Annotated in this window: 11 protein-coding genes; 4 read left to right on the top strand and 7 right to left on the bottom strand. The window is 60.2% G+C overall.

Annotated features, from left to right (window positions below; translation table 11 throughout):
- The 4 genes from DFR48_RS12695 to DFR48_RS12680 all read right to left on the bottom strand — a co-directional run bounded on the left by DFR48_RS12695 (window position 1) and on the right by DFR48_RS12680 (window position 4,270).
- Window positions 1-918, bottom strand: a complete 918-nt coding sequence (locus DFR48_RS12695; RefSeq protein ID WP_210205991.1) for a carbohydrate ABC transporter permease — start codon at window positions 916-918, stop codon at window positions 1-3.
- A gap of 111 nt (window positions 919-1,029) precedes the next feature.
- A complete protein-coding gene (locus DFR48_RS12690; RefSeq protein WP_114363509.1) occupies window positions 1,030-2,331 on the bottom strand; it encodes an ABC transporter substrate-binding protein in 1,302 nt (433 codons plus the stop codon).
- Between the two features lie 200 nt (window positions 2,332-2,531).
- Window positions 2,532-3,449, bottom strand: a complete 918-nt coding sequence (gene kdgD, locus DFR48_RS12685) for a 5-dehydro-4-deoxyglucarate dehydratase (RefSeq protein WP_114363508.1) — start codon at window positions 3,447-3,449, stop codon at window positions 2,532-2,534.
- A 74-nt stretch (window positions 3,450-3,523) separates the two neighbouring features.
- Window positions 3,524-4,270 (bottom strand): FadR/GntR family transcriptional regulator, encoded by a 747-nt coding sequence (locus DFR48_RS12680; RefSeq protein WP_308218665.1) that lies wholly within the window; start codon window positions 4,268-4,270, stop codon window positions 3,524-3,526.
- A 260-nt stretch (window positions 4,271-4,530) separates the two neighbouring features.
- Between DFR48_RS12680 and DFR48_RS12675 the strand changes: the two genes are divergently transcribed.
- Window positions 4,531-5,328 (top strand): NAD-dependent epimerase/dehydratase family protein, encoded by a 798-nt coding sequence (locus DFR48_RS12675; RefSeq protein ID WP_114363507.1) that lies wholly within the window; start codon window positions 4,531-4,533, stop codon window positions 5,326-5,328.
- A 96-nt stretch (window positions 5,329-5,424) separates the two neighbouring features.
- Here the strand turns inward: DFR48_RS12675 and pglB are convergent, their stop codons facing one another.
- The 3 genes from pglB to qhpR all read right to left on the bottom strand — a co-directional run bounded on the left by pglB (window position 5,425) and on the right by qhpR (window position 9,601).
- The gene (gene pglB, locus DFR48_RS12670) at window positions 5,425-6,780 is read right to left on the bottom strand and encodes a polygalacturonase PglB (RefSeq protein WP_114363506.1); all 1,356 of its coding nucleotides are present in this window, start codon (window positions 6,778-6,780) and stop codon (window positions 5,425-5,427) included.
- Between the two features lie 77 nt (window positions 6,781-6,857).
- Window positions 6,858-7,820 carry a mannonate dehydratase gene (locus DFR48_RS12665; RefSeq protein WP_114363505.1) on the bottom strand — a complete coding sequence of 321 codons (963 nt, stop codon included), beginning with the start codon at window positions 7,818-7,820 and terminating at the stop codon, window positions 6,858-6,860.
- Window positions 7,821-8,560: 740 nt separating this feature from the next.
- Window positions 8,561-9,601, bottom strand: a complete 1,041-nt coding sequence (gene qhpR, locus DFR48_RS12660) for an AraC-like transcriptional regulator QhpR (protein WP_114363504.1) — start codon at window positions 9,599-9,601, stop codon at window positions 8,561-8,563.
- A gap of 464 nt (window positions 9,602-10,065) precedes the next feature.
- Between qhpR and DFR48_RS12655 the strand changes: the two genes are divergently transcribed.
- The 3 genes from DFR48_RS12655 (at window position 10,066) to DFR48_RS12645 (ending at window position 14,625) form a co-directional block, all read left to right on the top strand.
- The gene (locus tag DFR48_RS12655) at window positions 10,066-12,075 is read left to right on the top strand and encodes a primary-amine oxidase (protein ID WP_114363503.1); all 2,010 of its coding nucleotides are present in this window, start codon (window positions 10,066-10,068) and stop codon (window positions 12,073-12,075) included.
- Between the two features lie 66 nt (window positions 12,076-12,141).
- Window positions 12,142-12,924, top strand: coding sequence for a cytochrome c oxidase assembly protein (locus tag DFR48_RS12650; protein WP_170141864.1), 783 nt, complete (start codon window positions 12,142-12,144; stop codon window positions 12,922-12,924).
- A gap of 99 nt (window positions 12,925-13,023) precedes the next feature.
- Window positions 13,024-14,625 carry a trimethylamine N-oxide permease gene (locus tag DFR48_RS12645; RefSeq protein ID WP_425359251.1) on the top strand — a complete coding sequence of 534 codons (1,602 nt, stop codon included), beginning with the start codon at window positions 13,024-13,026 and terminating at the stop codon, window positions 14,623-14,625.
- Window positions 14,626-14,663 lie beyond the last annotated feature (38 nt).

Genomic DNA, 14,663 nt, shown 5'->3' with positions numbered 1-14,663 from the left:
TCAGTTGGAAATCCGCGTCTTGATCGCCATGTGGATCAAGGTCAGCAGAACCGTGAACAGAAGGAGCAGAAGCGATACAGCGGAGGCATAGCCATAATCGAGATCCTCGAAGCCCACCTTGTAGACATGGGTCATGATCGTCTCTGTCGACCCCGCCGGACCGCCGCCGGTGGTGGCATAGACCTCAGCGAAGACGCGAATGCCGCGAATGAATGACAGCATGACGACCACGGAGATCGACGGAATGATGCCGGGCAGGGTTACGTGCCAAAGACTGCGCAGGCGGCTTGCACCATCGACATTGGCCGCGTCGTACAGCTCGCGATTAATGCCGACGAGACCGGCGATGAAGATGACCATGTCGTAGGGCGTGCTTTTCCAGACCTGCATCAGGATCAGCACCCACAGGGCCTGTGAGGGATCCGTCAGAAAGCCCTGCGGATCGACGCCGACGAAGCCGAGCAGCGAATTGACCACGCCGTAATGGGCTGAGTTGAACAGAATGCGCCAGACTTCGGCGATGATGGCCGCGCTGGTGATCGCCGGCAGGAAGATCGCGGTGCGCAGAACGCGCAGATGCCGTGCCTGCCCCTCCAGAGCCAGCGCCATGAAGAAGGCGATGATGCTCGAGCAGACCGTGCCAACGACCACGTAGATGACCGTGTGCCACACGGCAACGCGCAAATCCGCGTCGCTCAGGGCGCGCGCGAAGTTGTCGAGGCCGATCCATTCGCTGTCGCTGTAAAACTGCACGTCATAGAACGACATGATGAAGCCGGACAGCATTGGATAGAACTTGAACCAGGTGAAGATCACCAAGGCAGGGGCAAGGAACAACCAAGGCACGAGGGCCACCCGCCACGTACCGGCGCGGCGCCGCACCGCCGTGCGCGCGGTACCGGCCGAAGCCGTTGGCAACGCGGGGCCCTCCGAGGAGGATTTGATCGATCCGAGCATGGAAATCTCGCAGCTGTCAGCAAGGAATATCCGCGCCGAACGATCTCTCGTCGGCGCGGAATGACGACAAGATTATTGCGTGGCCGTGGCAAGCGCCTTTTGCTTGCGAAGCTCATCCGCCATGCTGTCATCGACCGCCTTCAGTTCGGCGGCGATGTCGGCATCGCAGTTCGACAGGATCTTGTTGAAGCCTTCCGCCGTCAACATGCGGATCGGAGTCCAGTTCGGCACCGGCGGAACGTAGTGCGAGTGGTTGTCGAACACCTCCTTGAAGGTCTGCCAACGCGGATCCTGACGAACGGCGTTCACATCGATGTTCTTGTTCACCGGAAGACGCACAAGCGGCGTGTGGCCGGAACCCTGCGCCATGCCGATTTCCTGCCCCTTGGGCGAGATGAAGAATTCGATGAACTTTGTCGCGGCTTCGCGATGCTCGGTACCCTTCATGATATAGGCGCTGGTACCCTCCGCGAGAGCAGCGGGCCCACCCGGACCTGCCGGCGGCGGCAGGACCTCGATCTTGTCCTTGCCCGGCTGCTCGTCAATCTGCGCGATGTGATAGGGACCCGACAGGAAGATACCGGTCTGGCCGGAGCGGAAGGTCGGCAGAGCGTCACCCGTCGTGGCGTTGATGGCGCCCGGCTGGGTCAGGCCTTCGCAAAACAGCGACCGCACGAACCCCAGCGCCTCGGCCCCCGCCTTGGTGTTGAGGTCGGGCTTGAAGCCGGTCGCGCTCTGCTGGACGAAATCGCCCCCGGCGGCCCAGATGAAATTGCTCATGAACCAGCTGGTATAGCCGCGAACGGTTGATGCCGGGATGGTCATGCCGAAAGTGTCGGCCTTGCCGTTGCCATCGGGATCGTCTTTGGTGAAGGCTACCGCCAGCTTGTGAAGATCATCCCAGGTCTTGGGCTGCGGCAGGCCGAGCTTTTCACGCCAGTCCTTGCGCACGAAGAAGGCGAACGCCTGCGCGGAGACCGGAACGGAGTAGAACTTGCCGTCGCTCGCCTTGGCACTGTTCCAGGCGGCGGGCGAGACGTCTTCATTGCCCTTGATCGTGGACGGATCGATGTCCTCGATGATCCCCATGCGGAGCATTTGCCCCATCGCCGAATCGTCGTTGACGACAACATCGGGGAGATCACGCCCCGCCGCCGCGCGAGCCAGGCGCTGCTCGAAATCCGTACCGGTATTATAGGTCTCGACCTCAATGCCGGTTTCGGCGGTAAACGCCGCCGTCAGCGCCTTCAGAACGCTGACGGATTCATCGGTCTGACGCGACCACACCTTGATCGTCTCGGCCGACAGGGCCTGAGTGCTCATCGCCATGAGCGCCGCCCCTGCCATCAACGCCACTTTCGAATGTCTACGCATTTCATTCCTCCCTTGTGTTGAGATACAAGAGCCCTCTCGGATATTCAAACCTGCCTTCCTCCCGGGAATGGCAAGTATCCGAAACAGGCAATTCAAGTCATCATATGAATGACCGCCTGACCACCAGGCCCATGACGATCACCCGGATGTCCGCCGCAGCTCCGCCGCGGCGCACCGTTCGCTGCGAGACCGGCCTGTTGTCAGGCAGCCCGCCGGCTCTGGTTACGCACTATGAGGGCTTCAAGCATGCCCTCCTCCTCGTCCGTCAGGTCACACAAAGGACTGCGCACCTTGCCTGCCGCGAAGCCCTGAAGCCGGACGCCGGCCTTGACGGCCGACACCGCATACCCCTTGCGCCGGTTACGAATGGCCATGAAGGGGTAGAAGAACTCGTTCAGGGCGCGTTCGCAGTCGGCGCGGTCTCCCGACCGCAGAGAGCGATAGAAATCCACCGCCAGTCCCGGCACGAAATTGAACACAGCGGAGGAATACGTGGTGAAGCCGGCACCCAGATAGGCCTCCGCGAAAAGCTCCGCCGTCGGCATTCCGCCCAGATAGGTCAGGCGATCGCCCATCATGGCTGTAACCTGGCGAACGAGGCCGATGTCGCCGGTTCCATCCTTGAAACCAATCAGGTTCGGGCACTCATCGCAGAGACGAGCCAGCGTGTCGGCCTGCAACACCGCGTTGTCGCGATTATAGACCATGACGCCGATGTCGACGGACTGGCAGACACGCCGGACATGTTCGCGCATGCCGTCCTGCGGAGCATCGATGAGATAATGCGGAAGCAGCAGAATCCCATCGGCCCCAGCCTTCTGAGCGGACTGCGCGATCGCCACCGCCATCTCAGTGCCATAACCGCAACCCGACACGATTGCCGTATCGCCGGCAGCCTCCTTGGCGGCCCGGACGATCCGCGGAATCTCGGAGGGCGTGAGCGAAAAGAACTCACCCGTGCCGCCGGCGGCAAACAGAACAGGGGCATCGAAACCCGAAAGCCAGTTCACGTGCGACTGGTAGCTGTCCGCCGCGAATTCACCGTTCGCATCGAAATGCGTGACCGGAAATGACAGCAGTCCGGAACCAAGGATGGTTTTGATTTCCTGCGGCCGCATACAACAATTCCTTCAATATCAAGTCCATTGAGGGAACGCTACCACCAGCGCGGCGCGGCTGTCAACATGTCATATTATAACTTCGACAAAGTCCTCTGATGAATGGCTCGATACCGCGACAGGCTACCGCGCAGATGCAGCTTCATGGCCGCGCGGGCGCCGGCCTCGTCGCCGTTCGAGATGGCTTCGACGATCTGGGCATGCTCTCGGTGGATCTGCGAGATATATTCGTGCTGAAGGGAAGTATCCTGACCGTCCTGCAGGGCCGCACGCGGGATGCCACCCTTGCCGATCATCTGCAGAAACTCCGGAAAGCGCGGATTGTTCGTGGCCTCGGCGATTGCCAGATGAAGGGCGAAATCCGCGTCGGCGGTGGCTTTCCCTGCCTCGATCAGGACAAGAAGGTCACGCTGACGCGCGAGGATCGCTTCTTCCTGCTGCGGCGAACGGCGCAAGGCGGCAAGCGCTGCGGCCTCTATTTCCACGGCCGTGCGCAGTTCGAGCAGTTCGATGACGGAGGAAATCCGGGTGCTGTCGACGTCCTGAAACGGCAGATTTACGGGCGCGGGAGGATCAAGCACAAAGACCCCCGCCCCCTGGCGCGGTTCGACCAGCCCCTCGGACCGCAGCACCGCGATAGCCTCGCGGATCACGGTACGGCTCACGTCATGATCGATCGTCATCTGCGCTTCGCTGGGCAGCCTGTCGCCGGGCTGGAAATCCCCGGCCAGGATCGACTTCCGAAGCTTGTCGACAAGTTGAGATACAAGCGTTCCTGTACCTTTTCGCGTCCTGGAAGCCTGCCGTGCGTCTGCTATCACCTTGAGTTCCCGTGCTAGATGCCGTTGACTGTCGCCCGAATCCAGTTCGCTGCCACCATGCCACCGAATGGCGGCGTCTCAGCATGCAGTGACCTTGATCAGACGTCCGTTACCGAAGAGTTCGCGCTCACGTTGTCATAAATATCAACCGACATCAAGAGAACCACGGGTCATGTCATATGATAGGTTGTTGCAAAATCGGCCTTTATATATGATCTATCCGTGTCAGCTTCCCACGCACCGACCATTTGGAGATTTCCGTGCATCGACTTCTTATCACTGGCGCGGCCGGCGGCATCGGCCGGATCATGCGCCAGCGGCTTGCGCCTCTTGCGACGATAGTGCGTCTTTCGGACATTTGTGACCTGGGTGAAGCCGCCCCGAACGAGGAGCTTGTTTCCTGTGATCTGGGGGACGACAAAGGCGTTCATGATCTGGTCAAGGGCTGCGACGCCATCGTTCATCTCGGAGGCATGTCCGGCGAGGCATCCTTCGCAAAGATCATGAATGCCAACATCGCGGGTTGCTACAACCTGTACGAGGCGGCAAGGGCCAATGGCATGCCGCGGATTTTGCTTGCAAGCTCGTTGCATACGGTCGGATTCTACCGGCAGGACGAGTATTTCGATGCCAACGTCCCTCTGCGTCCGGATGGGCTTTACGGGGTGTCGAAGTGCTTCAGCGAAGCGCTTGCCCGGATGTATTTCGACAAGTTCGGACAGGAGACGGCCGTGGTCCGCATCGGCTCCTGCTTCGAGCATCCGCGCGATCACCGCATGCTGGCGTCGTGGTTGTCCTACGGCGACTTCGCCTCGCTGGCCGAATGCGTGTTCAAGGCGCCTAGGCTCGGCTGCCCCGTCATATGGGGCGTATCCAATAACGACGCCCGCTGGTGGGACAATAGCCGGGCGAACTTCCTCGGTTGGCAGCCCAGAGACAATGCAGGGCTCCATCGTGCCAGGATCGAGGAGACGGTACCGCTCCCGGATCCGCAGTCTAGCTCCGCGTTATACCAGGGCGGCCCGTTTACCGAGTACCCTATCTTCAAAGAGGATTGAAATCGCGAGGCTATAAAAGACTGTGCCCGACACCGCGTCTGATCGCGGTGTCGGGCACAGGGCCTGGGAGGGCCTGTCACGGAAAATCCACGCCAATCAGGCGCCCACCATCCTATCCAATTCAACGATCACCGAGGCGTTCCAGCTTTCTGGCAACTGCGCCGGCCGATCTATTTCGATGTCGTCCAGCGACAATCCGGAAACTCCCCTGGCGAAGACGCCAGGCATGCCGCCCGGATAAGGGACCAGCCCGATAATCTTGCCGTCCGGACCGAAACGCCACGCATTGACGCGACCGGCCCCCTTGTCCTGCGGAAAGCGATCAAAACGGTCATCGATCGTCGGGCGAATGTCATAGGTGAGCGCCGTTCCCAGCGGTCCGGGACGCTGCTTGAGGTGCACGCCCCGGATCGCGACATTGGCGATATCGCCGGGACGCTCCGCAACGAGGTTGATAGCGCCCTCCATGGAGCCCGTGACATTCTCGATGACGATGTTGCTCACCCGGCCAGCCGGACCTTCCTCCGGTCGACGATCGATCGTGTTGATCGTCACGGCCTCGCCCGAGCCCCAGAACCCCGCCGGCGTTTCGTGGCAGGCCAGGGTGATGCCGGAAAACCGCACGCCGTCGACCAGACCGCCATCCCGCGAGAAAATGCCGAGCCCGCGGTTGGAACCCTCGATCCTTATCCGTTCGAACGAAATATCGCGGAACGGCGAGAAGCTCTCCGTGCCGATCTTGAGCGCGCAGGAGCGGCTTTCCACGACGCAATCGCTGACTTGGATCTTTTCGCAATCCCCCGTCAATCGCCCATCTTCGCGCCGCGTCGTCTTCAGGACGATGCCGTCATCAGCTGTGCGAAAGCTCGATCCGCGGATGCGGACATTACGGCATCCGTCGATCACGATCCCGTCCGTATTGGGCATGCGACGATTGTTGTCGACGGAAACGCCAACGATCTCCAGATTTTCGCAGCCGGCGAAATGCATGGTCCACATGGGAGAATCGTCGATGCGAATACCCTCGACCCGAACATTCCGGCAGTTCTCGAGAACCAGCACGCGAGGCCTGAGTTTGTGGGCGACGAGCGTGCCCATGTCACCATCCTCGCCATGGGTAAAGGCAGTGGCGCCATCACCAAAGATGCGACCACCACCAATGATCGAAATGTTGCTCGCGTCGGCGGCGACCAACATGCCCCGGTCGCTCTCTTCGGCGACAATGGACACGGATGTGGCCTCATAGGCCGCGTAGTCCGGGATGAAGTGAAGCTCCGCCCCCTTGGGAATTTCGATTGTCAGATCCGAGCGCAAACGCAATCCGCCGCAGCGATGAACGCCCGGTTCGAACCTCATGTGCAAGGGGCCTTCATGGTCGTCAAGAATGGCCTGCAGGGACGCGCTCACATTTCCCGGCCGCGAGGAAACACTCAGATGATGAGGAGAGGACATGAGTCTATCCGTGATTCTCGGTTGGACGCCGGACGCCGGCTGGCCCGAGGACCGGCGACCCGAAAGTGACGAGGACTTCAGCCGCGCGTCTGCAGGAGCGCGGCGATGTAGCCATAGCAGTGGGCGAACGCCACCTGCTGCTGATTGTCTCCGGCCAGGGTCGGCGCATGGTCGGGCATGACCATGTATTTGTAGCCAACGTCGCGCAGCACATCGATGATCGAAGGCATGTCGATGTCGCCATCGTCCAGGAAGCTCTCCCGGAACGAATAGCGCTTGCCGACAATGTTGCGGAAATGGATGTTCATGATCTTGCCGCGCTCGCCGAACCACCTCGTGACCTCGGCGGCCTCGCTCACGTCTTCCAGCATTTCGCCAAGCGTGCCGATGCAGAAATTGAGGCCATGGACGGGGCTCTCATGCATTTGCACAAAGCGCTTCATGCCCTCCACGCTGCCGAGAATTCGGGTCACCCCCTTGTAGCCCGGCGGCGTCGCCGGATCGTGCGGATGGCAGGCAAGCCGGACATTGACCGCCTCCGCCGCGGGCACGACACGGGCGAGGAAATAATCGGCCCTTTCCCAGATCGTCTCCTCCGCGATGACGCCGGCCGGGCCTGGCTCGTTCTGGTCGACCAGATCCCAGCGGAAGGCTTCGGCCATGTAGCCCCCCCGGCCCGGCTCCATCGGCGTGCGGGGAATGCCGATATAGTTGAAGTTGTAGCGCACCGACGGAATGCCGGCGGCGGCGCAGTTCTCGATCAGCCGGCATAGGCCGTCGATCTGCTCGTCCCGATTGGGTCCGGCCAGCAGGATATCCTTGCACGGAGCGCCATCAACCGGGGCGGAATGCAAAGGCAATTGCAGCATGTCCAGCGTCAGCCCGAAACCCTCGATCTTCTCGCGAAAGCGCTCCAATGTCGGGCGATCCCAGTCGCGCCAGGAACCATCCGGATTGGCAGAGACATTGTTGACGCCGAGTTGCTTCATGACGCGGTAGTCATCGTCATGGCGCGCTGGAAGCTGCGTTCCGACATACATTTTGGATACTCCCGTATTTGAATAGGTAGCTAAGGCTTGCATACAAAGGGGCGCGTGCGGGCGGAGCCGCCCATGGCATGGATGGCAGCCAGAGAGAAAAGGCAGTTACTGCCGCCAACGGCGAGCGCCAAGCTCAGGGTCGATGGGAAATTCTCCTCCTCATGGCCGCTCGAAACGCCTTCCGGCAAGCTGGCATGCTTATTTGAAAGTCATACTATGAAATAGTTTACAGATAAGATGAGTACCGTCAATGGCGTCGCAGGTGACGCACGGCTGGGAACTCAGCTTAACGTGGATTTTTGATTGACGGTTGTTTGTGACTCTGTGGCTTTCAGCGGGGAAACGACCCGCCGCCCTCGCCAGCGCCGCTGTCGCGATGGAGGGTTTGTCGCCGCATCGGCGGCGTGTCGTCTTTCATTCAATCAGCGGGGCGTTGACCGTCGATCGTCGGCCCGACGGCTATGTGATGAATTTTCCGGCCCGTCCGACCGAGCCTGTCGAGCCGCCTCAGGGACTGACGGAAGCGCTCGCAGCGCGGCCGGTCGAGGTGGTGAGAGCGGGTGCCGTCTTCTCGGCGAGAGGGTCGAGCTCGCGGGCGGCTGCGTCTTCTATCTCGAAGGGCACGCTGAGGTCCGATGTACAGTCTCCAGGTGACTGGGGGCGTTTGCCACAGGGCTGTCCCGACGTTTCGCAAATAAAACCAGCATTGATAATGATCGATGAAATCGACTGACTATTGGTCAACGGCTTCTGGAGAAAGCGCGAGGAGACTGCCCGGTCCAGGCTCGAAACGCACGAGACATCGATGCCGCATCCGCATAGCCAAGGCCCCCGGCGACCGCTCCCAACGACATCTTTTCGTTTCTGAGCAGAGCTTCAGCGGTCCGATGGCGTTGCTCCTGCACGACGTCGCGAAATGTCTTCCCTCGATCATGAAGACGGCGCTGGAGCGTGCGAGGTCCCATTCCGAGCCGCGAGGCGACGGCCTCCAGTGTGACTTTTCCCTGTTTCATGCACCGCATGATGGCATTGGAAACGGCATCGTCAAAGGTTTGTAGAACCGAGTCGCCAATAAGGTCGGTGAGATGCTGTTCGATGATGGCGATTGCGGCTGCATTCGCCGAGGCGAACGAGAGATCGAGATCTTCCGAACGGATCAACATTCGGTTGATCGGCTGCTCGAAGCGAACCACCGCCCCGAAGAATTGTGACATCTCGGTATGGTCGCGCGGACCAGCATGTTCGAAATGCACTTCCTCGGGCGCCCAACCTTTCCCGAGGCGGCTACGGGTCAGCGCACAAATCAGCGCAAGCGTGAATTCCGAGTCGTGACGCCGCGGCCAGATTGCCGGATCCTCGATCTGGTATTCCAACCATGTTTCGTCACCTTCGATGCGAAGTCCCAGTCTGGTGCTGCTTTGCAGCGCAGGAAAAAACCGGCTGAAGCGGACGATGGCGACGCGTAGCGACTGCATCATGGTGTAGAGAACGCCGACAGGACCCAAATCCTCCGGCTTGATGGTCTCTCCAAGGCGCATCCCGAGCAGAGGCTGCCGGCTCAGGCGTGCCGCATCCTCGAAGAAAGCAACATAGCTTTTGAGCGACACCGGATCGTAGGGGTCCTCGAGGGTAGCTTTCGAGAGATTGTGCCGCATCAACACGTCGTCAGTCGGAAACTGTCTCGCTTCCAATGCATCGACCACGACGCCGAGGACCGAGGAGCGGATGCTCGCCAGCGGTTGCAGACCGGCCTCGTAGGATTTCGTCAGGCGTGGGGGCATCGACGTATTCCCGGGGCTATCTGCTGCGACGCAGTATCCGTCGCGCACATCGGTTCGCGGAGGACTTGTTCAAGGAATACAGCTGTTTCGAGTGTGTCATCGCCAACCACAGACGGCCCAAAACAAGTCAAATTCGAACGCACTCGCACAAAATTTGCGCACGACAAAAAGAAATGCAATTGGCACGTATTGCATCTGTTTTGTCGTATTTTGCAATTTTTTTGACGAAATGCAAGTGTATCATTTGTCAAGTGTCAAATTAGCTCAAACGGACATAGTGCTTCAGTTTCTCAGACTAAACGGATCCAAGCCGCAGGTTCTGAAATTACCGAAGACTGATCCGAGCAAATTTTGACGTAAAAGTGGCTTTGTGAAAGCTCATCATCGCCACCCATCATAAGCAAGAACCTGGGAACAAAGTAATCCTGCGCGTGTATGCGCGCCAGGAGAGGAGAAATAGTACCATGAACATCGAAAACGCCGTCAAGAGCGGCAGTGATCACGGCTGCGCCAAATCCGGGCAATCGGAAGCTGCCATCCACCCTCTCGATCCCTTGAGCACGACGGAACTGGCAAAGGCGACCGGCATCCTGCGGCAGGAGAAGGGATTGGGAGGCACCTGGCGTTTCCCCTATCTGCAATTGCAGGAACCGGATAAGGCCGAGGTCGTTGCCTTCGAACCCGGCAAGCCGTTCAGCCGGAAGGCCTTTGCGCTGGCGCTCGACCGCGCCACAGGCGACACTTTCGAGGCGGTCGTCGATCTTCACGCCGGAAAGGTGACGAGCTGGGAGAAGCTCGACATCGAGACACGGGGCCAGGCGCCGATCATGATCGAGGAATTCGACACCTGCGTCGAGATTGTCCAGAACGATGCGGCCTGGCGCGAAGCCGTGAAGAAGAGAGGCCTCACCGAAGCCGACATCGAAAACATCCAGATCGATCCCTGGTCCTTCGGCTATTTCGGTGACGAGGAGAAATACCGTGGCAAGCGGCTGATGCGCGGCGTCGCTTTCCATCGCAACAAGAGGACGGACAACGGGTACGCCCATCCGATCGAGGGGCTGGTGGCCATCATCGACCTCAACGAAGGCAAGGTGATCGAGCTCCTCGACGACGGCCCGGCCGCGCCGATCCCACAGGATATCCGCAACTACGACACCCCCTCCCTCGGCGAGCCGCGCGAAGGCCTGAAGCCCCTCCACATCGTCCAGCCTGAAGGTGTCAGCTTCTCCGTCGACGGTTGGAAGGTGAACTGGCAGAACTGGGAGTTCCGCGTGGGCTTCACGCCACGCGAGGGCCTGGTCCTGCATGAGCTCGGTTATCGCGACAACGGCAAGCTGCGCCCCATCATCTACCGCGCCAGCGTCACCGACATGGGCGTTCCCTATTCCGATGAAGCACTCAACCACTATTGGAAATGCGCCTTCGATGGCGGGGAATACGGTCTCGGTCGTCTGGCCAACCAGCTCGAACTCGGTTGCGACTGCCTCGGCGCTATCCACTACTTTGACATTCCATCGGTCAACGACTTCGGCGAGCCGATCGTGATGAAGAACGCCGTCTGCATGCACGAGGAGGATTACGGCACACTCTGGAAGCATTACGAGTTCCGTACCGGCGTCTTCGAAATCCGCCGTTCCCGCCGTCTCGTCATCAGCTTCTTCTGCACCGTCGCGAATTACGACTACGGCTTCTACTGGTATCTCTACCAGGACGGCACCATCCAACTCGAGGCCAAGCTCACGGGCATCATCCAGACGGCCGCGGTAACGCCGGGCCAGAAGCCGGCCGGCGGCATGGTGACGCCGGAGATTTACGGCCCGTCGCACCAACACTTCTTCAGCGCCCGCCTGCACATGATGGTCGACGGTGAGAAGAATTCGGTGGTCGAGACCAATGCAACGCCACGTCCGATCGGTGAAGGCAACAAATGGGGCAATGTCTTCAACATCGAGACCACCACGTTGAAGACGGAACTGGAGGCTTGCCGCGACGCCAACGGCGCGACAGGACGCTTCTGGAAGATCGTCAATCCGAACGTCCGGAACTCGGTCGGCAACAATCCGGGCTACAAGCTGATTGCCGAGCACAATCCGGTCATCCTCGCCGCTCCGGAAAGCCATATCGGCAAGCGGGCGGGATTTGCCCGGCATCATCTGTGGGTAACGCCCTACGATGAAAAGGAACGCTACGGCTCCGGCGACTATCCGAACCAGAACAAGGGCGATGGCCTGCCGATCTGGGTGCAGCAGGACCGTCCGGTCGAGAATACCGATCTCGTCGTTTGGCATACGTTCGGCCACACGCATGTATGCAAGCCGGAGGATTTTCCGGTCATGCCGGTGATGTATGTCGGCTTCCGACTTCAGCCGAACAACTTTTTCGAAGCCAACCCGGCCATGGATCTGCCGGCCGTCCGCGATCACGCGAGCGTGCTCGGAAGCGGTTCGGCTTGCTGTCACGCAGCCGAGTAAGCGCGCTCCCTTGGTTCCTGGCCAACCAAGTCAAGCGATCCGTGCATGGGGCACCCATGCACGGATATGGGGGGAAGCGTGCCTAATCATAGCGAACATCAAGAGGGAACAGATGCGATGGGGCTGGCAGTTGACGTGCCTTGGGAGCTGCTTTTGATCGTCGCTCTGGTCGCCTCGATCATGGCGGATCGCCAAGCATGGCAGAAGCATCCGGTTCTGACTGCATCGGCCGGATTCCTCTTCTTCGCGGGCATGTATCCGGGCCTCGATGCCATCGCCAGGCACTCGGTGTGGCTCCATAGCCTTCAAAGCCTGATGATCCACCATCTCGGCCCTCTTCTCATGCTTTTTGCGGGCATCAATCCCTGTCGTGTCATGCCCGGCTCCGGAAGGGTCTTCGGCTCCACGCCGGCCACCATCCTGGTGCTGTTCTCCTTTACGGGCATGACGTTGCTGTGGCTGTCACCCGACCTGCATGTGACGCTGATGGAAAGTGCGGGTCTTTACAGCCTCATGAAGTGGGGCATGGCGCTCAGCGGAATCCTGCTTTGCAACGTCGTCGCCGGCCAAAACAACGCCGTGAGCAGGGATATCCTGCGCGGTGTGGCTTTCAACATCGCCATAGCTGCGCCGCAGACGGCGGCGGGCATCTATCTCATGACAAGCCCGCCGCTCTACCCCATGCCGGGCTGTATCACGCCGCCTGTGAACTGGCTGCCATTGCTGGATGCCGTGCCGGATCAACGCCTCGGAGGAGGGCTCTTGATCGTAGCCTCCGGCATCTTCTTCTTCGGAGACCTGATGGGGCGCCTGAGGACGGCGCCGGAGGCTTTGGCCACTCCGACCTGATGGCCTTGGGAGGGGCAACGCAGAAACCCGTCGGCGGATTGGGGGCGCCGACGGGAACATTGAATAACTAGTCAAAACCAACAAAAAAGGGGAATGACGATGAGTGTCATCAACGATGTGTCCGAAGGCTTGGCCCTTCAAAACTATGAGCTGAAACGCTCGATAACGTGGAAAGATGCCTTCTGGGTCGCCAGCGGCGTGCCGGCGCTGGTGCTGTTTTCGATCGGCGGCATCGCCGCGCTCGTGGGCAGCCCATCATGGGTCTGCTGGACGCTTTCGGTGATCTTTGGCTTCTTCCAGGCGTTCGTCTATGCAGAGATCGCCGGACTGTTTCCCGGAAAATCCGGCGGTGCGTCGGTCTATGGTGCCGCCGCCTGGGTGCGCTACTCGAAGATCATCGCTCCACTGTCCCTGTGGTCCAACTGGCTCGCGTGGACGCCGGTGCTGACCGTGGGATCCAGCGTTGCAGCGAGCTACATTCTCGCCAACATGTTCCCGTCGACCGCATCGATCATGACGGCGAAGCTGACCATTCTCGATCTGGGAATGCTCAAGGAAGGGCTCGAGGTCCGCATCAACGCCGTTTCGGTCGTCGCCACGATCCTTCTCCTCGGAACCTTTGCGATCCAGCATCGCGGTATCCTCGGAACGGCAAAAGTCCAGACAGTCATCGGGCTGGTCGCTCTGACGCCCCTTCTTCTGATCGGCGTCGTGCCCTTCATCACCGGCGACGTGGTGTCGTCGCATTTCACGCCGTTCGTGCCGCTGAGCGGCGCATGGGACAAGGCGGGGTGGACCCTCTTTCTCGGTGGCATCTATCTGGCGGCCTGGTCGTCCTACGCTTTCGAGACCGCGGTCTGCTACACGCGTGAATTCCGCAATCCGGAGACGGACACGTTCAAGGCCATCTTCTGGTCCGGCGTGCTCTGCCTTGTCGCCTTTACGTTTGTTCCGATGGCCTTCCAGGGCTATCTCGGGCAGGAGGGGATGACGGCGCCCGGAATCGTCGATGGCTCCGGTGTGGCGGCAGTCATGGCCACCATGGCCGGCGGAAGCGGCGTGATCGGCAACATCATCATCGTCATGCTGGTTCTCGCACTGCTCCTCGGCGTCAGCACCTCGATGGCCGGATCGTCGCGCACCCTCTATCAGGGCAGTATCGACGGCTGGCTGCCGCGTTACCTGAGCAAGGTCAACGAGCATGGTGCTCCCACCCGGGCGATGTGGACAGACCTGGGGTTCAATGTCGTGCTGTTGACCCTGTCGGATTCGTTGTTCGTGCTCGCGGTCTCGAATATCTGCTATCTCGTCTTCATCTTCCTCAACCTGCAGTCCGGCTGGATTCACCGGATCGACAATGCCCATATCAAGCGCCCGTATCGCTGCCCGAACTGGATCATGGCGATCGGCGTCACGCTCGGCTTCGTCAACGCCTTCCTGCTGGGAGCCGGGGCAAATGTCTGGGGCGCGGGAACGCTGGTGACCGGGAGCATCGCACTGGCGCTCATTCTTCCGGTGTTCTGGTATCGGCACTACATCGTCGACAAGGGCGTGTTCCCGGCCGAGATGCTGAAGGATTTGCACACCGCCGACGGTCTGTTGTCTGCTCCGAAGGCCGGCTGGCTTCCGTTCGGCGCACTCGCTCTCGGCCTTGCCCTCGTCTTCGGAGCAAATGCCTACTTCCATGGCAGTCTGTGGTGATCGCGCCCTGAGCGCAACAATGACGGCTGAAACGCCGT

The sequence above is a fragment of the Ciceribacter lividus genome, assembly GCF_003337715.1.
Taxonomy (GTDB): Bacteria; Pseudomonadota; Alphaproteobacteria; order Rhizobiales; family Rhizobiaceae; genus Allorhizobium; species Allorhizobium lividum.
The sequence above is the reverse complement of the archived record's forward strand: the minus strand, read 5'-3'. Positions and strand labels throughout refer to the sequence as shown.

Excerpts from the sequence above, each read along its gene's own strand:
- kdgD (WP_114363508.1), bottom strand. The coding sequence starts at position 3,449 with ATGCGGCCGCAGGAAATCAAAACCATCCTTGGTTCCGGACTGCTGTCA.
- DFR48_RS12665 (WP_114363505.1), bottom strand. The coding sequence starts at position 7,820 with ATGTATGTCGGAACGCAGCTTCCAGCGCGCCATGACGATGACTACCGC.
- pglB (WP_114363506.1), bottom strand. The coding sequence starts at position 6,780 with ATGTCCTCTCCTCATCATCTGAGTGTTTCCTCGCGGCCGGGAAATGTG.
- DFR48_RS12690 (WP_114363509.1), bottom strand. The coding sequence starts at position 2,331 with ATGCGTAGACATTCGAAAGTGGCGTTGATGGCAGGGGCGGCGCTCATG.
- DFR48_RS12645 (WP_425359251.1), top strand. The coding sequence starts at position 13,024 with ATGAGTGTCATCAACGATGTGTCCGAAGGCTTGGCCCTTCAAAACTAT.
- DFR48_RS12650 (WP_170141864.1), top strand. The coding sequence starts at position 12,142 with ATGGGGGGAAGCGTGCCTAATCATAGCGAACATCAAGAGGGAACAGAT.
- DFR48_RS12655 (WP_114363503.1), top strand. The coding sequence starts at position 10,066 with ATGAACATCGAAAACGCCGTCAAGAGCGGCAGTGATCACGGCTGCGCC.
- qhpR (WP_114363504.1), bottom strand. The coding sequence starts at position 9,601 with ATGCCCCCACGCCTGACGAAATCCTACGAGGCCGGTCTGCAACCGCTG.